General features: G+C 42.0%; 17 protein-coding genes. 15 read left to right on the top strand and 2 right to left on the bottom strand.

The genetic code is table 11. The features are described 5' to 3' along the window. Positions 1-86 precede the first annotated feature (86 nt). The 11 genes from ROSEINA2194_RS19970 (at position 87) to ROSEINA2194_RS17830 (ending at position 16,823) form a co-directional block, all read left to right on the top strand. Entirely contained in the window at positions 87-869 is a 783-nt protein-coding gene (locus tag ROSEINA2194_RS19970; RefSeq protein ID WP_172727169.1) for a hypothetical protein, read from the top strand. Continuing rightward, the gene (locus ROSEINA2194_RS19965) at positions 760-1,899 is read left to right on the top strand and encodes a pectate lyase-like domain-containing protein (protein ID WP_172727168.1); all 1,140 of its coding nucleotides are present in this window, start codon (positions 760-762) and stop codon (positions 1,897-1,899) included. The genes ROSEINA2194_RS19970 and ROSEINA2194_RS19965 overlap by 110 nt, the downstream gene beginning before the upstream one ends. A gap of 97 nt (positions 1,900-1,996) precedes the next feature. Continuing rightward, on the top strand, positions 1,997-4,720 hold the full coding sequence (locus tag ROSEINA2194_RS17865; RefSeq protein WP_009860981.1) for a GH36-type glycosyl hydrolase domain-containing protein: 2,724 nt from the start codon (positions 1,997-1,999) through the stop codon (positions 4,718-4,720). 62 nt (positions 4,721-4,782) lie between these two features. After that, positions 4,783-7,914, top strand: a complete 3,132-nt coding sequence (locus tag ROSEINA2194_RS17860; RefSeq protein WP_009860980.1) for a hypothetical protein — start codon at positions 4,783-4,785, stop codon at positions 7,912-7,914. A gap of 309 nt (positions 7,915-8,223) precedes the next feature. Further along, positions 8,224-9,627: an ABC transporter substrate-binding protein gene (locus tag ROSEINA2194_RS17855; RefSeq protein ID WP_009860979.1), complete on the top strand. Its 1,404-nt coding sequence runs from the start codon at positions 8,224-8,226 to the stop codon at positions 9,625-9,627. A 128-nt stretch (positions 9,628-9,755) separates the two neighbouring features. After that, complete coding sequence (locus ROSEINA2194_RS17850) at positions 9,756-10,730, top strand: carbohydrate ABC transporter permease (protein ID WP_009860978.1); 975 nt, start codon at positions 9,756-9,758, stop codon at positions 10,728-10,730. A gap of 11 nt (positions 10,731-10,741) precedes the next feature. Then, positions 10,742-11,578 carry a carbohydrate ABC transporter permease gene (locus ROSEINA2194_RS17845; RefSeq protein ID WP_009860977.1) on the top strand — a complete coding sequence of 279 codons (837 nt, stop codon included), beginning with the start codon at positions 10,742-10,744 and terminating at the stop codon, positions 11,576-11,578. Positions 11,579-11,802: 224 nt separating this feature from the next. After that, positions 11,803-12,024, top strand: coding sequence for a hypothetical protein (locus tag ROSEINA2194_RS22390; RefSeq protein ID WP_227970655.1), 222 nt, complete (start codon positions 11,803-11,805; stop codon positions 12,022-12,024). 6 nt (positions 12,025-12,030) lie between these two features. After that, on the top strand, positions 12,031-13,467 hold the full coding sequence (locus ROSEINA2194_RS17840) for an extracellular solute-binding protein (RefSeq protein WP_330370618.1): 1,437 nt from the start codon (positions 12,031-12,033) through the stop codon (positions 13,465-13,467). Positions 13,468-13,581: 114 nt separating this feature from the next. Next, complete coding sequence (locus ROSEINA2194_RS17835; protein WP_252832744.1) at positions 13,582-15,282, top strand: sensor histidine kinase; 1,701 nt, start codon at positions 13,582-13,584, stop codon at positions 15,280-15,282. Positions 15,283-15,347: 65 nt separating this feature from the next. Next, entirely contained in the window at positions 15,348-16,823 is a 1,476-nt protein-coding gene (locus ROSEINA2194_RS17830; protein WP_009860972.1) for a response regulator transcription factor, read from the top strand. Here the strand turns inward: ROSEINA2194_RS17830 and ROSEINA2194_RS17825 are convergent. Further along, positions 16,805-18,217, bottom strand: a complete 1,413-nt coding sequence (locus tag ROSEINA2194_RS17825) for a substrate-binding and GGDEF domain-containing protein (protein WP_252832746.1) — start codon at positions 18,215-18,217, stop codon at positions 16,805-16,807. The two genes, ROSEINA2194_RS17830 and ROSEINA2194_RS17825, sit on opposite strands and share 19 nt — an antisense overlap. Further along, complete coding sequence (locus ROSEINA2194_RS17820; RefSeq protein WP_044928803.1) at positions 18,100-18,723, bottom strand: type 1 periplasmic-binding domain-containing protein; 624 nt, start codon at positions 18,721-18,723, stop codon at positions 18,100-18,102. The genes ROSEINA2194_RS17825 and ROSEINA2194_RS17820 overlap by 118 nt, the downstream gene beginning before the upstream one ends. A gap of 127 nt (positions 18,724-18,850) precedes the next feature. Here ROSEINA2194_RS17820 and nudC point away from each other — a divergent pair, with 127 nt between their 5' ends. From nudC to ROSEINA2194_RS17800, 4 genes are all read left to right on the top strand, one after another. Beyond that, positions 18,851-19,699, top strand: coding sequence for an NAD(+) diphosphatase (gene nudC / locus ROSEINA2194_RS17815; RefSeq protein ID WP_009860968.1), 849 nt, complete (start codon positions 18,851-18,853; stop codon positions 19,697-19,699). A gap of 237 nt (positions 19,700-19,936) precedes the next feature. Further along, positions 19,937-21,367 (top strand): efflux RND transporter periplasmic adaptor subunit, encoded by a 1,431-nt coding sequence (locus ROSEINA2194_RS17810; RefSeq protein ID WP_044928800.1) that lies wholly within the window; start codon positions 19,937-19,939, stop codon positions 21,365-21,367. Beyond that, positions 21,364-22,068 carry an ABC transporter ATP-binding protein gene (locus ROSEINA2194_RS17805; RefSeq protein ID WP_009860965.1) on the top strand — a complete coding sequence of 235 codons (705 nt, stop codon included), beginning with the start codon at positions 21,364-21,366 and terminating at the stop codon, positions 22,066-22,068. The genes ROSEINA2194_RS17810 and ROSEINA2194_RS17805 overlap by 4 nt, the downstream gene beginning before the upstream one ends. Beyond that, positions 22,068-23,390 (top strand): ABC transporter permease, encoded by a 1,323-nt coding sequence (locus ROSEINA2194_RS17800; RefSeq protein ID WP_009860964.1) that lies wholly within the window; start codon positions 22,068-22,070, stop codon positions 23,388-23,390. Before ROSEINA2194_RS17805 ends, ROSEINA2194_RS17800 begins: the two co-directional genes overlap by 1 nt. Positions 23,391-23,891 lie beyond the last annotated feature (501 nt).

Raw genomic sequence — 23,891 nt, 5'->3', positions numbered from 1 at the left:
GGAAAAAGGATACCTTTGTGAAAAAAGGTGTCCTTTTTTTGTGCCCGGATACCGTTATGCTGATAAGGGAGAGGGAGGAAAAAATCATGAAAAAAGGACACTGTGGGAAAATGCTGCTTTTATTCGGGGCAGCGTGTATGCTTATGACGGGGTGTGGAACAAAGGAAAGCAGTAAAATGGATACAAAAGATATGACAACAAGGGATGCAGAGTTTCATACAGAATTATTTGGCGAAAATACCTATATTTTTTCGCCGGAGGATGATCCGGGGCAGGTGGCACAAACATTGGATGCTATTTATGAGAAACAGGAAGCAGATCAGTTTGGGGAGGCGCGTTATGCCATATATTTTATGCCGGGAGAGTATGACGAGACGATCGAGGCGGATGTTGGGTTTTATACACAGGTGGCAGGGCTTGGAGAACTTCCGACTGACACAAAATTACAGAGCCTGCAATGTACCGCAAGATGGCTTTCGGACGATCCGTCGAATCACAATGCGTGCTGCAATTTCTGGCGCGGAGTGGAAAACATCGAGCTGAAAACGAACACGATGTGGGCAGTCTCGCAGGCAACGTTTATGCGGAGAGTGCAGGTCGATGGTGCATTGTTTCTGCATGATGAATACGGATGGTGCAGTGGCGGATTTCTGGCGGACTCCAACACCGACCTGATGACAGATTCCGGGTCACAGCAGCAATGGCTTTCCAGAAACTGTAACTGGAAAGCGTGGATGGGGGCTAACTGGAATATGGTCTTTGTCGGCACAGAGGAAGGAAAAAAATCCAACCGGAACCTGGCCGGTCGTTCCGTACACAGAGGTGGAAAAGACCGAAGCCATGCAGGAAAAACCGTTTTTGATCTATGATGATGAGGAAGGTTATATGGTCTATGTGCCAAAAGAGCGGGAAAATGCTATCGGTGTTTCATGGGAAAATGGCAGCGAGGGAGAAAAAATTCCGATTGACCAGTTTTATGTTGCAAAGCCGGAGAAAGATACGGCAGAGACGATGAATCAGGCATTGGAAGAAGGAAAAAATCTGCTTCTGACACCTGGAATTTATGACCTTGAGGAACCGATTGCTGTAAATCGTCCGGATACAATCGTGCTTGGCATGGGACTGGCAACCCTGCGTGCAGCAAAAGGAAACGTCTGCCTGGAAACAGGGAATGTGCAGGGACTGATCCTTGCAGGATTACTTTTTGATGCCGGGGAAATAAAATCAGACAATCTTCTTGTCATCGGTAACGAGGGTCAGAAATCAGAGGATAATGGAAAAAATATTTATTTAAGCGATCTGTTTTTCCATGTCGGAGGAACAGATACAGACACACCGGTAAGCGTAAAGTGCTGCGCTACGATCAACAGCAACCATGTGGTCGGGGATAACTTCTGGGTATGGCGTGCAGACCACGGAGACAATGTTGCGTGGGAGAAAAACGAGGCAGAAAATGGAATCATCATCAACGGGGATGATGTCACGATGTATGCGCTGATGGTAGAACATTTTGAACAGTATCAGACGGTATGGAATGGAGATCACGGAAAAGTGTATATGTATCAGAGCGAGATCCCATATGATGTTCCAAACCAGGAGGTTTGGATGAGCCATGAGGGACAGAAGAATGGATACGCTTCTTTTTATGTGGATGATGCTGTGGATACGTTTGAGGCATGGGGGCTTGGCGTTTACCTGTATAACCGTGATGCGTCTGTGGAACTTGACACCGCCATGGAGGTGCCGGATAAGAATGGAGTGAAAGTACACAATATCTGTACCGTGATGCTGACCGGATATCCGGGCATGAACCATATTATCAATGAATCGGGAGATTCGGTGACTTTTGCAGGAGAACGAAAAGTGATCTGTGAATATGAGAACGGTCTGATCCGGTAAGATATAAAAAAAGGATACCTTTTTGAAAAAGAGTATCCTTTTTTTGTGCCTTGCTTTTTTAGAATAAAAATATCAAAGTAGGAAGGGTAGGATCAGGATGAAAGGATATCAATTTGAAGATACACAGGGAACATTCCATTTGAAAAAAGCGGAAAATATCAGCTATCTTTATTTTCCAATTGCAGGGGAAGCAGGGTTGAAAAGTTCCTTAACACCGAATCTCGGCGGTGATGCGAAGATAGATCAGAATACATTTTTACTGGAGCCGGTAAGTGCAGAAAATCTTGTCAATAACCGGAACAGCAGAAACTTCTGGTGCAATGTGAAGGGAATCGGAAGCTGGTCTTTGACTGGTAATGCAGCAGAAGCGTTAAGTAAGAAATTTACGGAAATGCAGGATGACAGTGAAGTGACAGCCGGATTTATGTGGCAGAAGACGACAAGGGAATCCAAAAAGTATCAGCTTCGCGGAGAAATACTTTCTTTTATTCCAGTAGAGAAAAACGTTGAGGTCATGCTGGTGACGATCACAAACACAGGACGCATGGCACAGACAGTTACACCGACGGCGGCGATACCATTATATGGAAGAAGCGCGGACAATATCCGTGACCACAGACATGTAACATCTTTATTACATAGAATTGAAACGACAGACATAGGCGTTCTGGTGACACCGACATTGTCTTTCGATGAGAGAGGACATCAGGTCAATCATATGACTTATTACTGCGTGGGCTGGAGTGGCAATGGAGAAAAGCCGGTAGATTTTTATCCGACAGCAGAGGATTTTGTCGGAGAGGGCGGTAACTTTGAGAGACCATATGCCATTGTAAAAAATGCAGAGGGTGTCAAAGCAGGAACAAGGATCGAAGGATTAGAGGCAGTTGGAGGTCTTCATTTTTCAGAGGTCACATTAGAGCCGGAAGAGGAATGCAGTTATCTGATCTTTACCGGAATTACAGAAGATATTCAGGAGATCAGGAATCTTTCCAAAACTTATACAACCAGAGAGATGGTATTGGAAGAACTGGAAAAAACAAAGGCATACTGGCAGGAAAAAGTAAATGTCGCTTATCATACCGGAGATTCGGATTTCAACCAGTTTATGCACTGGGTAAGTTTTCAGCCAATCCTGCGCCGTATTTATGGCTGCTCCTTCCTTCCGCATCATGATTACGGAAAGGGAGGAAGGGGCTGGCGTGATCTCTGGCAGGATTGTCTGGCACTTTTGATCATGAATCCAGATGGAGTAAGACAGATGCTGCTTGATAATTTTGCCGGTGTCCGTGTAGATGGAAGTAATGCAACGATCATCGGAAGTAAACAGGGAGAGTTTGTTGCAGACCGGAATCATATCACAAGAGTGTGGATGGATCATGGTGTATGGCCAATGATCACAACAAAGTTTTATATTGACCAGACCGGAGATCTTGAACTGTTAGAAAAAGAGGCTGCTTATTTTAAAGACAAACAGATCGCAAGAGGAACCAGGACAGATACACTGTGGGATGAATCCTATGGCTGCTGGCAGAAGACCAAGCGTGGCGTGCGGGAAGAGGGCACGATTTTAGAGCATCTGCTGTTACAGAATCTTACCGCTTTTTACGAAGTTGGAGAACACAATAACATAAGACTGCGCGGCGCAGACTGGAATGATGCGCTGGATATGGCTTCTGAGAAGGGCGAGAGCGTGGCATTTTCCAATGCTTATGCAGGCAACCTTGCCGATATTGCAGAATTGCTGGAAGCATACCGGAAGAAAACCGGAAAAGAAACGGTTTCCCTTCTGGCAGAGATTGTGAGCCTTTTGGAAGATAATCCGGCATTATACGATTCTGTTGAGAAGAAGCTGCATGTATTAGAGGAATATTTACATGCGTGTGAGCATGACACAAGCGGAGAAAAAGTAGAGATCTCCATTGAAAAACTGACTGAAAACCTGCGTCACAAATCGGAGTGGTTAATGGAGCATATCCGGAAAAATGAGTGGGTAAAGGATTCGGAAGAAAGCGGCTGGTTTAACGGTTACTATGATAATCATGGACGTCAGGTAGAAGGAGATACAAAAACCGGTGTCCGCATGATGTTAACCGGTCAGGTATTTCCCATCATGGCTGGCACTGCGACAGACGAACAGATCCGGCAGATCACGAAGAGTGCAGACCGTTATCTCTATGATGAAAAAGTAGGTGGCTACCGTCTGAATACAGATTTCGGGGAAGTCAAGACAGATCTTGGAAGAATGTTTGGATTTTCCTATGGAGATAAAGAAAACGGAGCAGTCTTTTCCCATATGGCAGTGATGTATGCCAATGCACTTTACAAACGTGGATTTGCAAAGGAAGGTTATAAGTCTTTGCATGCATTGTACAGACAGTCGGCAAACTTCGAAGTAAGCCGCATCTATCCTGGAATTCCGGAATACTTCAATGGAAGAGGACGTGGTATGTACCATTATCTGACAGGAGCTGCAAGCTGGTATATGCTGACGGTGATCACAGAGATGTTCGGAGTAAGAGGTCAGGTCGGTGATATGATCTTAGAACCAAAACTTTTAAAAGAGCAGTTTGATGAAGAGAAAAAGGCATCCCTTACACTGCAGTTCGCAGACAAAAACTGGAAGATCACTTATTTGAACCGCGAAGAAAAGGATTATGGAGAATATCAGATTGCAGATGTAACGGTGGACGGAGAGAAGATAAATTTTGTGCCAAAACAGCATGAGGCAATTCTTCCTAAGAATATGATCGAGAAACTTTCTGGCAATGAGACACATCAGATCGAAGTGGTTCTTGCCCAGGGAAATATTACATTATAAAACAGTTGCAAAAAATGGAATGGAGAAGAATATGGCAGAGGAAAAATTTTTAATTGAAAACTATGGAAAAAAAGGGCACTTTTGCAAGCTTTCTTCCAGGTATTTCCGGAGAGAAGGGAATCCCTATCTGGTGTTATTATGTAAATCGTGGACAGTGCGTGGTCAGTTTCGGAGTCGACAATAAAGATCATTCGATCATGGAATTTTATCCGGCGCATCAGGCGTACCAGAATGTGAAAACGACAGGATTCCGTACTTTTGTAAAAAAAGATGGAAAAGTGACCGAGCTTTTTGCAGATGAAAACCAGACACACCGCATGGAAATTGCCATGAACGGATTAAAAATTGAAGAGGAAAATGACGTACTTGGAGTGAATGCAAAGGTAACATATTTTACACTTCCGGGAGAAAAAATCGGTGCACTGGTGCGTAAGGTAGAACTTACCAATGCAACCGGGGAACATGCCAAAATAGAAGTTTTAGACGGTATGCCGGCACTGATTCCATATGGAGTTGGAATTGACAGTATGAAAAACATGTGCCAGACATCCAAAGCGTGGATGCAGGTCGAGGATGTGAAAGAGGGACGCCCGTATTTCCGCGTGCGTGCCAGCATGGCAGATACCGCCGCAGTCACAAAGGTGGAGGGGGGTAATTTTTCCATTGGATGTCTTGCAGATGGTACGAGAATACAGCCGGTCGTTGATCCGACGGTTGTATTCTCCTATGATACTTCCTTACAGAAACCGATTGGATTTGAAGAGACGGCATTAAAAGAACTGCTCGCAAAAGAGCAGATCACCATGAACCAGTTGCCATGTAGTTTTTATGGAACAGAGGCAGATCTTGCAGCGAATGAGAGCATTTGTTTCTATGAGATCATCGGACAGGTGGAGAACAAAGAACTGTTGAAGGCATATGCAGCCAAAAAACTGGACGCAGTTTATTTTAACGCAAAAGCAAAAGAGGCAGAAGAACTGGTAGAACATCTTTGCAGCGGAATCGCAACGGAGACAGCGTCGAAAGATTTTGATGCTTATTGCCAGTATACTTATATGGATAATGTCTTAAGAGGTGGTTATCCGATCAAACTTGGCAACCATAAGATTTTTTACGTGTACTCCAGAAAACATGGCGATCTGGAAAGAGATTACAACTATTTTTCCATGCTGCCGGAGTTTTATTCACAGGGCAATGGAAATTTCAGGGATGTCAACCAGAACCGCAGATGTGACACTTTCTTTGCACCTTTTGTGGGAAGAGAGAATATCAAAACATTTTACAGCCTGATCCAGTTAGATGGTTACAACCCACTGGGCGTGGAAAAACTGACTTATCAGGTAGCAGAAGAAAAAGCGGAAAGTCTGCTGGCTCTTCACGAAAATTTACTTACAACCGAGCAGGAAAAACAGGAGTTTTGTGAATATATCAAAAAACCATTCACACCGGGGGCTTTGTACAGGAAGTTAGAGGAACTGTGTGGAGAACAGGACACAGAATTGTTATTTTCCCAGATCATCGATCAGGCGGACGGACTTGTGAACGGCAATTTCTTAGAGGGCTACTGGAGTGACCACTGGACTTACAATCTCGATCTTGTGGAAGATTATCTGGAAGTATTCCCGGAAAAAGAGAAAGAGTTACTGTACGAGAGAGATTACACGACCTTCCTCTCACAGGTGAATATCAATCCGAGATACAAACGTTATGAGGAGACGAAAAATGGTTTGAGACAGTACCATGCATTGAATGAGAAGAGCCGCAGAAATACGGAAGAAAAACTGGTGCATGAAGCAGGTCAGTCTGGAGAAGTTTTAAAGATGACGCTGCTGGAAAAATTAGTGTTACTGTGCGCCACAAAATTTGCAGCACTGGATGCTTACGGTATGGGTGTGGAGATGGAAGGCGGAAAACCTGGCTGGTATGATGCGTTAAACGGTATGCCGGGAATGTTTGGTTCTTCGATGGCAGAGACCTATGAGCTTGCCAGAATGTTGGAATACACGATCGGAGCATTAAAACGATATCCGGGAGAACTGGAACTGATCGAAGAATTTTCGGATTTCTTACAGCAGCTTGACCTGATCAATGCAAGCGAAAAAGAAGCGGTTGGCTACTGTAAAAAACAGGGCTGTACGACTGCCGAAGAGGTGAAAAAAGAGGGCGAAGTCCTCTCCTTCTGGAATCAGATCAACGATGCAAAAGAGGCTTACCGTGAGAAAGTATTCTCCGGAATATCCGGGGGGAAGTATCTTGTTTCCACAGAGAAAGTGGTAAAAATTTTAAATGATTTTCTGGAAACAGTAACATTCGGAATTGAAAAAGCATGCATTTTGGGAAATGGCATCTGCCCGACCTATTTTACTTATGAAGTTTTAGAGTATGAGAAAGTAAAAGACGGCTGCAAGCCATTAAAATTTATGGTTCGTGAAGTTCCATATTTTCTGGAGGGACCGGTTCGCTATCTGAAATTAAAGACCGGAAAAGAGAAAAAGGAAAACTTATATGAGCAGGTAAGACACAGTGATCTCTATGATGAGAAGCTTTCCATGTATAAGGTCAACGCTTCTTTGCAGGATGCATCCTTTGAACTTGGCAGGGCGAGAGCCTTCACACCGGGCTGGCTGGAGAATGAGTCTATCTGGCTTCATATGGAATATAAGTATCTGTTGGAATTGATCAGAAATGGCATGTATGAAGCTTTTTTTGAGGATTTCCATAAAGCTGCGATCCCGTTTTTGGATAAGGAAGTATACGGAAGAAGTATTTATGAGAACTCATCCTTTATCGCAAGCAGTAAAAATCCAAACAAAGCATATCATGGCAAAGGTTTTGTGGCACGTTTAAGTGGATCGACCATCGAGTTTATCAGTATGTGGAAACAGATGATGTTTGGCAGCCATATTTTATCCATGAAAAACGGAGAACTGCATTTCACACCACAGCCGGCGATACCGGCATATCTGATTCCGGAAAATGGAAAAGTATCTGCCATGCTGTTTGGAAAGACAAAGGTAACGTATCAGTTTGCAGATGTCACCGACTACATTCCGGGACATTATGAGATTGCTTCCATGAAGTTTATCTATCAGAATGGAAGCGTTGCCAATGTGGGCAGCGGCGTTGCAGGAGAAAAAATAGCAGTGGATGTCCGTGAGGGGCTTGTGACATCCATTGAGATTGATGTTCGATAAGAACGACACATATAGTACAATATCGCATGAAAATTATCACAACGGACTACGAAAACAAAAAGTTCTGGGAAGAAACAGAAAAAGAATCCGCGCTGATGGGAGAAAGGACACCTAAAAAAAAGACACCATTTTAAAATTTAAAGCATTTTTACAAGAGGGGATTGAACTTATAATTCAATTATCAACAAACAACAAAGTGTTGTGTAACAGCAGAAAGCAAATTCACTTTTCTGCAGAACAATAAGGAGGCAAAATCCTCTCCTCACCAATGGGTTCGGATTTTGCTTCGTAAAACAAGGAGGATTATATATGAATTGGAAAAAAGTAGTATCAGTATTGCTCGTAAGTGCAATGACATTATCCATGGCAGCATGTGGCGACACAGCAGGCACAAGTGATAATGCAGCAGGAACAGAGGCAAAGGGGAGCACAAACACAGCAGATGCATCCAGCGATGAGAAGTTAGTTGTATGGACATTATCAAACGACTTGATCGATTTTGGCAAGAGATTTCAGGAACAGACAGGTGTAGAGGTTGATACGGTTGTTATCGAGCCAGCTGATTACCCAACAAAAGTTCAGACAGCATTACTTGCAGGAGAAAAAGAACCGGATATCATCGTTGGTGAGCCAAAGATGTTAGAGGATTTCTTTGATGCAGGTTTCTTCGAGGATTTAAACCAGGCACCATACAATGCACAGGATTATGCAGATCAGATCGTTGATTATGTATGGCAGGTTGGACAGGATGACGATGGTATCCAGAGAGCAATCTCTTACCAGATCACACCAGCAGGTATCTACTACAGAAGAGATATCGCAAAAGAAGTATTCGGAACAGATGATCCGGACGAAGTTGGAAAATTATTCAAAGATTATCCTACTATCTTAGAGACAGCTCAGACATTAAAAGATGCTGGATACAGAATCTTCTCTTCTGATGCAGAGATGAACGTATTCTCCGGTGATAGTGCATGGGTAGTAGATGGAACATTAAATGTTGACCAGTCCAGAATTGATTACATGGATCTTTGCGTTGACTTATATCAGAATGACTTAACAGCATATGCAAGCCAGTGGTCAACACCTTGGTATCAGGCTATGGCTGGCGAGGTACCTATCTTAACAGCAGATATCCAGTCTAATGCAGATGATTCCGTTAACGTTTGGGATGCAGATCAGTTCGCAGAGGCAACAAAAGGACTTGATACAACAACTGTATTCGCATTTGGTCTTCCTTCCTGGGGTGTACTTACTATGAGAGATAACGTAGGCGAGACATCTGGATTATGGGGCGTTTGCTCTGGACCAGCAGCAGGATTTGACGGTGGTACATATATCGGTATTTCTTCTCAGTCTGAAAGAAAAGACACAGCTTGGGAATTCGTAAAATTCTGTACATTAAATGAAGATACAGCTAACTGGTGGATTGAATACTCACAGGGTGATACAGTTTCTTTGAAATCAGCTCTTGATAAACACAAAGATGATGAGAACCAGATTTACGGTGGTGAGAAATTATACCAGTTCTGGTTAGATCAGGCACAGTACATTGATACTTCTAAAGTAACAAGATACGACAAAGGTATCGGCGATGCTTGGGGAAATGCAGTCTCTTCTGTTAAAACTGGTGAGAAGACAAAGGATGAGGCAATCTCTGACTTCTACGATACAATTGAAGCAACATATCCTGAAATCACAGTAAACAGATAAAAATATCTCCAAAATCATTTTTCTTACAGTCTGCACAGTGAATGTGCAGACTGTAAGAAAAGACAAAAGAGTACAGGAAAAGAATGGCTATCCTCTGAGATAGTTATGAAGAAGGAGAATGGCAGAATATGGGAAAGAATAAAAATGGTTTGAAAAAATATGATAACGTGGGATACTTCTTCGTTTTACCATTTGTTATTGTATTTTGTATTTTTAGTGTTTATCCGGTATTAAGAACCTTATATTTCAGTTTTACAAATGCCAAGATTGCAGGAGTCGGTGTGACATCCTGGGTCTGGTTTGACAACTACAAGCGTGTATTCACAGACAAATTTTTCTGGAGAGCGCTTTGGAACACGGTAAGGATCTGGGGTGTGAATATCGTATTACAGCTCGGACTTGCATTTTTACTTACCATTGTATTTAGTGATATCAAATACAAAATCAAAGGACTTGGAATTTTCCGTATTATTTATTACTTACCGAACTTAATTGCAGCAACATCTGTTGCATTCTTATTTCAGACATTACTGGATTGGCGTTATGGAACGTTCAACCAGATTATTGCAAGCATCTATCGGTTATTTGGTGCAAATTACACTCCGGTCGACTGGCTTGGATCATCTGCAACAGCAGGTGTGACCATCGCAGTGATCAGTTCCTGGATGTGGTTTGGTAACTCCTTTATTATGTTAATGGCTGGTGTGCAGGGAATCTCAAAAGATTATTTCGAGGCAGCAGCAATTGACGGAGCCGGAAGATGGACCGTATTTGGAAAAATCACATTACCATTATTAAGACCGATGTTACTTTATGTAGCAATCACATCACTGATTGGTGGATTACAGATGTTCGATCTGCCGTATCTGATGTCAAATCCGGCAGGGGCATCTTATAACTCCGTATACACCGTGGTAATGTATCTCTATAAATTTGGATTTACAACAGGAACAACACAGACTGGTTATGCATCCGCAATCGCCTATGTATTATTCCTTATCATTTTAGCTGTTTCCATTATACAGTTAAAAGTGTTTAACCAGGATGAAGAGAAAGCAGCAGCACGCCGTGCAAAAAAACGGGCTTCATCTAAGACGAAATAAGGAGGATTACTATGAACGGCATTGGATATAAAATCAAAAAAACAATTTTATATATCTTACTAATCCTGCTTAGTGTAGTGTGTATGTTTCCATTTTTATTAATGATTGTCAACGCAACACGAAGCGGATCTGAGATTATGAAATCATTTACTCTGATTCCGAGTGTTTATTTAAAAGAAAACTGGGCTACTGTATTTAAATACTTCAACCTGTTTTTAGGTATGTGGAACAGTTTGAAAGTAGCAGTTCCATCTACATTACTCTGTGCATACTTTTCCGCTATGACAGCTTATGCACTGGCAATGTACAAATTCAAGGGAAATAAAGTATTATTCATGACGATTTTAATTTTCATGATGATACCTGGACAGCTTGGTCTGATCGGTTTTTATAACTTATGTACCAAACTTCATCTGGTAAACTCTTATATCCCATTGATTATTCCGGCAATTGCTTCACCGGGAACCGTATTTTTCTTAAGACAGTATGTACTTTCCGTTATGCCACCTTCACTGATCGAGGCAGCCAGAATTGATGGAGCAAGCGAGTTATATACATTCCACAGAATCGCAATCCCAATCATGTCACCTGGGATTGCAACCATGAGTATCATGGGATTCATCGGTGGATGGAATGCTTACCTGTTACCTATGATTATCTTAAATAAAAATGAGAAATTTACATTACCGGTTATGATGGCAACTTTAAGGGCATCAACAGATATTACTGCAAACCAGGGCGCAATTTATCTCGCCGTTGCAATTTCTGTTATTCCGATTTTACTCGTATTTGCATTCTTCTCTAAATACATCATCAGCAGTATTTCTGCAGGTGCTGTAAAAGAATAATGACAGTACATAAAATAGTTTCCTTACCATATTCTTCTCTAAATAGATAAAAACAGAAACGCTACTCAAAAAATTGGGGTAGCGCTTTTGTGTGTTTAAAAAGAAAGTAAAAAGAACTCGGAAAATGTCATGAAAACAGGAAATTTGCTCTGTCGGGGTTTGCGGGAAACGAAAGAAAATGGTATGATAAAGATACTTGGAAACAGAAATAAAGGGGAAGTTTTATGGTTACATACAGAATCAGAAAAATGATCGCATGGGGCATGGCAGTGACCATGACAGCCGGGATGACAAATGTTTTGACGGGCTGCGGAGCGGAAAGAGAAGGACAGGCTGTGGAGACATCTCAGGTGGAGGACACCTCACAGGGTGATGAGGATACACCGGCATGGAAAAAATATGCCGGAGAACCTGTTACGTTAGACTGGTATGTCAATTATTCCTAGTTTGCAATACCGTGGGGAGAGAATGCAGTCTCTCAAAAGATTACAGAGGAGACAGGAGTAAATATTAATTTTATTACACCAATCGGGAATGAAACAGAAAAATTAAATGCACTGATCGCATCGGATTCTCTGCCTGATCTGATCACATTAGGGTATTGGGAGCCACAGGTGAACCAGATGATCGAAGAGAACATGGTCTATGCATTAAATGAACTTGCAGATGATTATGATGCCTATTTCTGGCAGGTCACAGATGCAGATGTGGTGAACTGGTATACAATGGATGATGGCAATATTTATGGATATCCGTGTTCCACGGTTACACCAAAACAGGTGAAAGAGCATGATGACATCATATCCAATCAGACGTTTCTGGTACGTAAAGATATTTATGAGGCAATTGGAAGTCCGGATATGACAACACCGGAAGGATTTAAAGCAGCAGTGGAGAAAGCGGCAGAGATGTTTCCTGAGGTGAATGGGGAAAAATTGATCCCGGTGGGATCCCATGTATTTGATAATCAGGGAAATGTTTCCTTTGACAAATATCTGATGAATTTTCTTGCGGTTCCGTGGGAAAAGGATGGGAAATATTATGACAGATATACAGACCCAGAGTATGTTATATGGTTAAAAATGTTCCGTGAACTGGGGGAGGAAGGGCTGCTTGCCAATGATATCTTTGTGGATACACGGATACAGATGGAAGAAAAACTGGCAAAAGGTCGGTATTTTTGTATGCTCTATCAGTACAGTGATACGATCTCACAGCAAAAAGCATTGTATGAGAATGATCCGGACAGCATTTACATGGCGGTTGAGGGACCGAGAAATTCCAATGGGGATGATCCGACACTGCCGACTAACAATATGAATGGATGGACATTGACGCTGATCTCAAAAAATTGTAAATATCCGGAACGCGCCATAGCGTTTATGGACTATATGATGAGTGAGCATGGACAGATGTTGATCTATCTCGGTGTGGAAGGGGTTACTTACGATATCGTGGATGGTAAGCCGGTATTAAAAGAGGACGTCAGCAAAATTTTAAATTCCGACCGGGAGACTTACGACAGGTTATACGGCGCAGATGATGCTTATTGGATGCTGCAGAATAATGTCATGCAACTTCAGTGGGAGCAGAAGGCAGGTCCTGCTACTGAACAGTTACTCGTGTGGGCATGCAAATATACAGTCTACAATGGACAGTATGATGTGAGTTTGTCGACAAGTCCTGAAATTGCAGCTATGGATGAAAAATGTACCAAACTCTGGAGTGAGACACTGCCAAAGCTTCTTCTCGCATCAAATGAAGCACAGTTTGATGAAATATTTGAAGAATTTGTGGGAAAAAGGAATGCCATGGGCTATCAGGAAGTTTTGAAACAGAAAACAGTATTAATGAATGCAGCAAAGGAAAAAATGGGAATTAGCGAATAGAAAAAAATAAGAGAGCTGTTTCGAAATACAAAGCTAAATATCAAATTTACCAGTATTATCATTCTGTTTATGGTGATTCCAATCGGGGTGTTAGCAGGGGTTTTGTTCTATGTTATGGAGCAGAATGCGGTGCAGGAGAACATGGATTACATGGAATATACAATGCAGCGGAATGAGGATGGAATCAAGACAAAGATTGATTCTATCAATATGTCCACACAGTTTTTCTTAAGTGATGATTCCCTGCTTCAAATGTTGAATGCATCTGCGATTGGGGGAGAAATCTCTACGGCCGACTGGCTGGATTTTAAAAATAACGAAGTGTCGGCGTTGGAACGGTTAGTTGACAATAACCCATTGCTGTATGGTGTCCGTGTCTATGCGGTGAATGACAGTGTGCAGGAGATGATGCCCATTTTATACAATGCATCCCGTATGAAAAAACAGGAGTGGTCCAAGCAGGATAAATATGTCGGCTGGAATTTTGATTACACAGATAATATTTTCAATTCCTATACGATGAACCAGAATCGGAAGATTATTTCACTTGTCACACCGATTATTGACAGTGCCAATGGAAAAGTTGGTGTGATCGAGTCTGCCATGACGATGGAGAATATGTTTCCAAGCCTGTACGAGGGAATTGAGGATGAGTGGAGTTTCTTTTATTCGGATGAGGGAGTAACCTATTTTGGACAGAAAGAGCAGACAGAATCTTCAGCGCTGCTTGACGATATTTTAAAACAGCGTCCCACAGAGGACAAGATACAGACCATTTATAAAAAATTGGATGGAAAAAATCTTGTAATCTCTTATATGCAGGTGCGCGAACTCTCCGGTACACTGATCTGTGTGAAGGATATCACAAAAAATGTTCATAATGTATATTTTATGCGTGATGTGTTTGTGGCTGTCATGCTGGCATTTATCATATTGCTGGCGTTCTTTATCAACCGTATTGTGCAGCATCTGTTAAAGCAGTTTTATGAGATCTTAAAGTCCATTCGAAAAGTACAGAAGGGTGATCTTGATGTCGTGATCGAAAACTGTGGCAAAGATGAGATGGGCGAACTCGGAACGCAGATCAATAAGATGTTGGAACGTATCAAGGAGCTGATGGAAGATAATTTAAACCGTGAGATGTTAGCAAAAAATTCTGAGATCCGGGCTTTGCAGAATCAGATCAATGCACATTTTATTTATAATGTGTTAGAATCGATTAAGATGATGGCAGAGATTGATGAAGAATACGCCATTTCTGATGCGGTGACCGCATTGGGGAAACTGCTGCGTTACAGTATGAAGTGGGTATCAGGAAATGTGCTTGTGGAGCAGGAGTTAGAGTACATTAAAAACTACATGGCTCTGATCAATCTGCGGTTTGATTATGAGATTTATCTGTCGTTAAACCTGCCGGAACTGGTATTAAAACAGGAGATTCCGAAGATGTCCCTGCAGCCGATCGTCGAGAATGCCATTTATCATGGAATCGAACAGATGGCAGAGGACACAAATATCTATATCAAGGGCATTTTAGACGGAGATGACTGTGTGATCGAGATCACAGATGCCGGAAAAGGTATGTCAGAAGAAGAAGTGGAGAAGCTTCGGTTAAAGATTGCAGGAAAAATTGATTCCAACGGAGGCTCCGGCAATGGAATTGGTCTGAAAAATGTACAGGACCGTATCCATATTGCATTTGGAGATCAGTATGGAATCGAGATCGCATCCAAATTGGGGTGTTATACAAAAATTATGGTCCGGATTCCAATCACGCATAGACAGTCAGAGGAAAATGACCCGGAGCATAAGTGAAAAATAAAGGCACAGGGGACTGTGACAGAAGAGAGATACAGGATTAGAAGAGGGTAAGGAAGATAATGAAAACAGTTTTGATCGTTGAAGATGAGAAAATGATCCGTCAGGGAATCAAAACAATGATTATGCGAAGTGGTGTGCCAATCGAGACCATTATGGAGTGCAACAATGGAGAGACTGCGCTTGAAATTCTGAAAGAGCAGGAGATTGATGTGATGTTTACGGACATCCGTATGCCGAAGATGGATGGCATCGAACTGGTACAGAAAATGCAGAGCCTCGAACATATTCCACTTACCGTGGCAATCAGTGGTTATGATGATTTTGCCTATGCGGTGGAAATGTTAAGAAACGGGGTGCGGGAGTATATTTTAAAACCGATTGAGCGTGAAAAAATCACCGAAATCTTAAAAAAACTCAATGCAGAGATTGAGAGCCGGAAAGAGAAAGAGGAGAACAATCAGAAAATTGGTTATCAGCAGATGCGGCACCTGATGCTTTCTGATGAGATTTCCGGGGAGGAACAGCGCACAATCGAAAGTCAGTATGCAGATCATTTTTATACCGGAAATTATTATGTGTGCTGCCAGAATCAGGTCAAGAGAGGAGAACTGTCCGACGATAATTATATTTTCATGAAAAATATGAATGACAATGATATTTTTATTGTTCCGGCAGAGAACCTTTCCCTCTTATTGAAAAACGAATTGCAGGATGGTTACATTGGAATCAGTGCGGCGCATTGTGGCTTAGAGAGCATCCGTCAGGCATATGCGGAGTCTGTCATGATGCGAAAGAAAGCATTTGTCCGCAATAAAGTGGAAGCGCAGTACGGTGTATTTCAGGAAAAGATACCGGAAGGTCTTATCACGGAGGCCGCTAAGTTGACAGAGGAGGCAGCCAGAATCCAACGCGTCCAGTTGATCGGAACAGATCATACAGACGATCTGGAAAAGAGTTTTCATCAGTTCTTTTATGAAGTGAAAAATGGAAGAATTGATGAGGCTGTTTTTGAGAGCTGTATGAAAGATTTCTTTACGGAGGTAGAGAAAACCTATCAGAATGCTTTAGAGACAGAGGGAGAACTTTTATTGGAATGCAAAGAAATCTGGAGTGAAAATTGTATCGATTCCTACGAGGACAAGGTAATGGAATTTGTGTTGCAGCTTCATGAGAAGATCAATAGCAGCTATGACCAGAACAAGAATGTACAGAAAATCAAAATGGCTGTGGATTATATAGAAGAAAATTATGCAAAGGATCTGAATATGGCGGTTGTCTCCAATTATATTTCCATGAATTACTCCCTGTTTTCCTACTCATTCAAGCAGTATACCGGAAGCAATTTTGTGAATTATCTCAAGGAAATCCGCATGAGAGAGGCAAAAAAACTCCTGACCGAAACCGATATGAAGATTATCGAGATCAGTCAGGCAGTCGGGTATGACAATGAAAAGCATTTTATGAAAATTTTTAAAGCAACCTGTGGAGTATCTCCGACAGAATACCGTCACAATGCTTATTTATCCAAATCCTGATGAAAAATCTGTTTTTGCTGGTACATATGTTCATCTGCCTTGGAAAATAAAGCTTTGACATCTTCTTTGGAAAGGGATGCACCCGGTGTGGACTGGGCATAGCCGCCGCTGGCAGAGATCTTATATTCCTTGTGGCTTATTTTATTATAATTATCTAAGTACTTATAGACGCGGGTGAGGAGTTCATCGGCATCTTCTTTTGTGTAATCCATTGTCAGCAGATAAAATTCATCGCTACTGAATCTTGCGCAGATATCGGTGGAACGGGTGACACTGGATAGGGCATGTCCGATGACCTGAATCGCAAAATCCCCCTCATTATGACCATAGTGGTCATTGATATATTTCAGGCGGTTTAAATCAAACAGAAAACAGGTCACAGTACTTTGGTTTTCTGCAGCTTCCTGAAGTAACAGCGTTTCACGGTGCAGATAGCCGTGTTTGTTATAAAGTCCGGTCAGCGCATCCTTGGTGTAAATGTCCTCCAAGTGAGAGACGAGGATGGAAGTACGTTTTGCGTCACTCAAACGTTTTAATAACTGGTTGATATTCATGAACCAGTGCACGAGCTGGAAGTGATAGTCAATGCGGTTGTTCTCGTAAGCTAAGGCAATATAGCCAAAAGTCTTATTCTTGAAGAACAGCGGAAAATAAAGGTAGGCAGAATCTGACTGTCTGTAGATATGTTCCGGCAGGAGGGAACGCTTGGTAAAACTGCATTCCGGCAGTCTTTTGCCATCCCGCAGACTTAATTTTAAAATAATCTCATCCTGACTTGGCTCAAAATCCATTTCATTTTCCGTTAATTCCAGTATGTGCTGGGAAACGCTGTCCCAGTTGGCGTACAGACACAGATAAAATTCGGAACAGTTTGGAATAGAATGAACGTAATTCTCCAACAGATCCATCGCTTCATCTATGTCGGCAATATTTTGGAATTCAGCAGACATTTTCATGGAACTTAAAATAGAAGACTCCAGAGAAGCAATCTGACTGGTCAGTTTCTGCTCAAAGTAAATAGCAGGAGTCTCTTTTGTAAGACTGCATCCACAGGAATTTTCCAGAACCATCTGTGCATGTACCACAGTGATGGCAGGAACATTTTCCTCATGGATTAATTTCATCAGTTTTTCTACGGAAGCTTCCCCAAGTTCATAGACAGGGAAAGAGACGGTCGTGAGAGAAGGTGTGAGATTCTGTCCTTCTTCACTGTGGTCACAGCCGGTGATCGCAAGGTCCTCTGGAATATGATAACCGGCAGAGATGGCAGCAGTCATTAATAAAAGTGCCAGTTTATCATTGTAACAGACAACCGCATCCGGTTTTGTTTCATTTTCTTCAAAGAAGCGGAGTGCTTCAGCAGCGGACTGCGCAGTGTAGGTTCCGGTATAGATGGAATGTGCGTGTGGTGCAATGCCATGTTTTTTAATGCGTCCCGGTAAAACTTTTCTCTGGCATCCGAAAAGAAACTCTCATCGGCACATCCAAAATAACAGATATTTTTGTAGTGATGTTCTGTGATGAGATGTTCTGTAATATCAAAAAAAGGATGGTTATTTTCTAAGGAAACCGAAGGAAACTGCTGCTTATAAACAGCAATCTCTATGATAGGACAGTGACATTTTTCTTTCAGCAGGGAATAGATCTGATCCTTTAACTGTTCGTTTGGATAAGTTTCAGACGCAAAAATAACACCGCTTAAATCATCAAAATTCGGCAATGTCAGAATGCTTTCCTCTCCCAGACTGTAGTCCCCGAGATTCTCCCCATCCATAGAAGCAAAAATCTCAGCAGTGTAACCGTATTCCAGAGCTTTGTCAATAATACCCTGACATACATTCTTCTGGTAAAATCCCATAATGTGGGAGATAAAAATCCCGATTTTTTTATTGTGATACATGATAAAAACCCCTTGGAAGCAGCCATGATCCGGCAGCCTCTTTTTTTACAACAATATAATCTTATTGTACAAAAAATCAAAATGTTTTACAATAGGAAAAGCTTCAAAATGAAAGGAATCTAAGGAAATGATACAGGATATTGCACCAATGCAATTGGATAATTCATATAAAAAGAAAGTACCGCATGCAGGCAGCAGGATGTTTGGTTTTGGAGAGCGAACGGTATATCTGGAATATAATGGAGAATTGCAGTTTTTGACTTATGAGCAGTGGAAGGATTACAACGAAAATATACTGGGAAGAGAAGTGCCGTCTTGTATTTATCTTTTTTCTATAGGGGAGGAAGAATACTTTCTGACTGAAATAGGAGCGGATACCAAGATTGGCGAGTTTCGTTTTTATAAGATGTTTGATGTCCGTCCAATGCAGCCGAAGGAACGTGTCCTCGCAGCTGCTACTGCATGGCATTTATTTGTGTGGTATCGTGACAATCAGTTCTGCGGCAGATGTGGGAAAAAACTGGTTCACAGCGAAACACAGCGGATGCTTCAGTGTCCGTGCTGCACGAACATGGTATTTCCGAAGATCGCACCTGCGGTCATCGTGGGAGTCACGCACGGCGATAAAATCCTCATGACAAAATATGCGGGCAGAGAGTACAAAAGGTATGCGCTTATCGCCGGATTTACAGAGATCGGAGAGACAGCAGAGGAGACAGTCAAAAGGGAAGTCATGGAGGAAGTCGGACTTGCTGTGAAGAACATCCGTTACTATAAGAGCCAGCCATGGGGCTTTGACAGCAATCTTTTACTCGGCTATTTCTGTGAGCTTGCAGAGGAGGAAGAGATCCACTTAGACGAGGAAGAGCTCTCCGTGGCAGAGTGGGTGGATTATCACGATGTCCCGGAGGATAGGGAGAAGTTAAGCCTGACACATGAGATGATGACGTATTTTAAGGAGCAGAGGAGACGATGACAGGAAGCTTTTGGAGGCAGGAAAATATATGGATAAACTGAAAGGACACTTAACAAATCCTAAGGATTTCAGTAAGAAATATTAAGATTGCCTTAAACCCCTTTTTTCTGAAAACAATATGGTACAATTTGCCATAGGTCAAAAAAGACAAGGAAAAAAAGGAGATCATGTAAGCATGGAAGACAACAATGTAAAGGAAAAAAAGCATTTCTTTCATAAAAAAGAAAAAAGACAGAAGTGGCTGAAGTACCAAAGAAAAAGAAGAAAGTATGGCTGATCGTTTTAGTGATTGCAGCTATTGTAATTGTATTGATCGGCAGCGCTGTTAAAAATATGACTTCACAGATTGAGACAGCAGCGAATACGGTTGAGGTAGAACCGGTAGAGAAAAGGGATTTATCCGATTCAGTTTCTTTGAAGGGAACGATCGCAGGACAGAGCAAGACAAATGTCATGTCCCTTGCAGCAGCAGAGATCACAGCCGTGAACGTTCAGGTGGGTGACATTGTAAAAGAGGGTGATCCGCTTGTGACATTGGATCAGAAGGATATTGAAAAACAGATTGCTGAGTTAAAGACAAATATTAATAATGCGAATGCTGTTGCAGCAAACGATGAGGCACAGAAGCAGAACAGTCTTACCCAGAACAAACAGGATCAGCAGGATGCACTGGATGCAGCACAGAAGACGATCGATAAAGCACAGGCTGATGTTGATAAATATAAGAAAAAGGTATCAGAGTGTGAGGATTATATTTATTATCTGAAAAACAACTACAAAGATACTTCTGAGTATGATGGAAAATTAGATGTTTTTAAATCATCTTTGGAGACAGCACAAAATGCATTGGATTCCGCAAACGACAATTATGCATCTGTGCTAAAAAACACAGACAGAAGCGTTGCATCTGCCCAGAATACCGTTGACATGCAAAAATACCAGACAAGCACGACCAGAGATTTAAAAGACCAGCTGGAGCAGTTACAGAAGCAGCTTGCAGACTGTACACTTTCTGCACCGATCGGTGGAGTTGTCACAGCCGTCAATGTATCAGTCGGAGATAAAAACACAGCAGGAACGACCATGATCACGATCGAGGATACATCTTCCTTAAAAGTGATCGTAAATGTTGAGGAAGCTGACATTTTAAAGATCCAGGAAGGAATGCCTGCAACCGTTTCAACGGATGCAACAGGGGATGAAGAAATCAAAGGTACGGTAACACGTGTGGTCAGAGTAAAAAATCAGTCCACCAACACAAATGGTACAGATACCAATACCTCAAGCGGTTATTCTGCTGAGATCACGATCGACAACACAGAACTTCTGGTTGGAATGAGTGCAAAAGCCAAAATTGTGATCAAAGACAGAGGCACACAGCTTGCAGTTCCATATGATCTGATCCGGCAGGATGACAACGGAGATTCCTATGTTCTGGTAGCGGAAGCAAATGAAGATGGAACAGCAACCGCAGTCCGGAAAAATATCAAAGTCGGTGAAGAGGTAGACTATTATACAGAAGTGACAGGCGGCGATCTGAAAGAGGGCGACCAGCTGATCTACGATAATACATTTTCTGTCACCGAAGGTCAGGTGTTTACTCCGGAACAGATATATTCCAATCAGGCACTTGACACAGAAGGCATGATGAGTACGGAGGCAGAATGATCGTGAGTGAACCAGTAATCCGTATGGAGAATATTATAAAACGTTATTACATAGGCAAGCCGAATGAACTGCAGATTTTAAATGGGATCAGCCTGTCAGTCGATCAGGGAGAATTTGTCTCCATCGTCGGTGAGTCCGGTTCCGGAAAAAGTACATTGATGAATATTATCGGTGTCCTGGACCGTCAGACTGAGGGAACTTACTTTCTGGAGGGAAAAGATGTAAATAAAATGGATGATTCCATGCGAAGTGCAATCCGAAACAAGAGGATTGGTTTTGTATTCCAGAATTTTAACCTTCTTCCGAAAGCCAATGCATTAAAAAATGTCATGGTTCCGCTGTTATATAGTACTGAGAGGGAAAAAAATCAAAAAGAGCGAGCCATGGAAATGTTAAAAATGGTTGGCATGGAGGAACGTGCTTTCCATAAACCAAACGAGCTTTCCGGTGGACAGAAACAGCGTGTGGCGATCGCGCGCGCAATGATCAATGATCCGGCGATCATCTTAGCGGATGAGCCGACCGGAGCGTTGGATTCCAAAACCGGACATATGGTCATGGATCTTTTTCATAAGCTGCATGAGGAGCAGGGAAAAACCATCGTTTTGATCACACACTCACAGGAACTTGCGGCGGAGACAAAACGGATCGTTACGATCTTAGATGGTAATATCGTGTCAGATAATGGAGGTGAAGGCTGATGTTTTTGGAAAATATAAAAGAGGCGATCACCAGCATTTTCAGCAATAAAATGCGTTCGATTCTGACCATGTTAGGAATTATCATCGGTATCAGTGCAGTCATCACGATCACGACGATCGGTAATTCCATTCAGACTACTTTGACATCCACCTTAAATTCACTGGGTGGCAATACGGTTCAGGCATATGTGGATGCAAGATATCCGGAAGATGATGCAGACTGGGATACCTGGGAATACCCGGAAATGAAAACATCGGACTTTGTGACACAGGAGATGATCGATGAACTGGTGGAAAAATATCCGGATGAATTTGATGGAATAGCAGCTTCTGAATTTCTTGGAAACGGACAGATCCGGCAGGATAAAAATACTTATGCCAATGTATCTGTTCAGGGGACTACTTCCGAGTATATTGATTATATGAAATTAAAGATGTATGCCGGAAGAAACCTTACAAAACAGGATAACAAAACAAAGAAGAACGTCTGCATTGTGGCAGATACCATGGCAAAGCAGTATTTTGGAGATGAGAATCCAATAGGAGAACAGATCACTTATGCAGACAGCGATGGAAATCTATATAATTTTACAATTGTAGGCATATACGAATATAATGCAGCACTTTTTGGCAAGGTGGACACCAGCGTCCCAGAAAAAGACCGTTATACTACAATGTTTATTCCAATCCAGACCTGTTTTAAGCTGATGGGAAAGGATCAGTCCGGTTACACAAACTTTAACCTGATGGTCAATTCCCTGGCTGATATCGATCAGGCAACGACAGATGTTACAAACTTTTTTGAAGAGAAATATGCAAACAATGAAAATTTCCATGTTACTACCTATAATATGGCGTCTGATATGGGAATGATCAATACCGTCATTAATGTGATCACGATCGCAGTGTCCGGCATTGCATTGATCTCATTGATCGTAGGCGGTGTCGGTGTCATGAACATCATGCTTGTGTCTATTACCGAGCGTACAAGGGAGATCGGTGTCCGGATGGCACTTGGAGCGAAGAGGAGCACCATCCGTATGCAGTTTGTCATAGAAGCGATCGTACTCTGTATCTTTGGTGGAATGATCGGGATATTGATCGGGGTGTTTAATGGATTTGTATTAGGCAAAGCAGCGGAGTTTGTGATCCAGAATATGTATTCTGAATATTCAAGCTACATTATTATGTCGGTACGGCCGTCTTTATCCGCTATTGTACTTTCCTTATTCTTCTCCATGCTGACAGGAGTATTCTTCGGATACTATCCTGCAAACAAGGCAGCCAAGATGGAAGTAATCGATGCATTGAGATATGAATAACCCGGAGTTTAATTGACGTAGTGTCGCAGATTCTGTAGTGCTTTTATAGGTTGTGAAGGGGCAACCATAAGCGTCCTTTCACAAGTCAGAATTTTATATGTAATGAAAAAGAAAAACGGTATAAACGAAATATTATGTTTCTGTTCGCTGGGCATTCCGATAGGCTTCTGAGCAACAATCTTGAGAAGCAGTGCTTCCCAAGATTGTTAGAATCCTATCTCCATAGCTCACAAAGAAAATAATATTTGTTTATATCGTTTTTCTTTCATTTACGTTACGAATGACTTGTGAGAGGACGCTTATACATGCCCAATCAACACTGTGAATCGCACCACAGAATCTGCCAATTTGCGTTATGGAACTCACGGTTATGGGATGAGTGCCTATAAAGGAGGTAACGACAAAATGCAGTCGTTTTCAATGTCTTGTGATTCGTCGATGATAAAGGGCACACTTCCCAGAGTTTCATCTTTGGGTTCTGCCGCTTGCAATATGGATTAA

The sequence above is a fragment of the Roseburia inulinivorans DSM 16841 genome (genome assembly GCF_000174195.1).
Taxonomy (GTDB): Bacteria; Bacillota; Clostridia; order Lachnospirales; family Lachnospiraceae; genus Roseburia; species Roseburia inulinivorans.
This window is presented reverse-complemented; position numbering and strand designations above follow the sequence as displayed.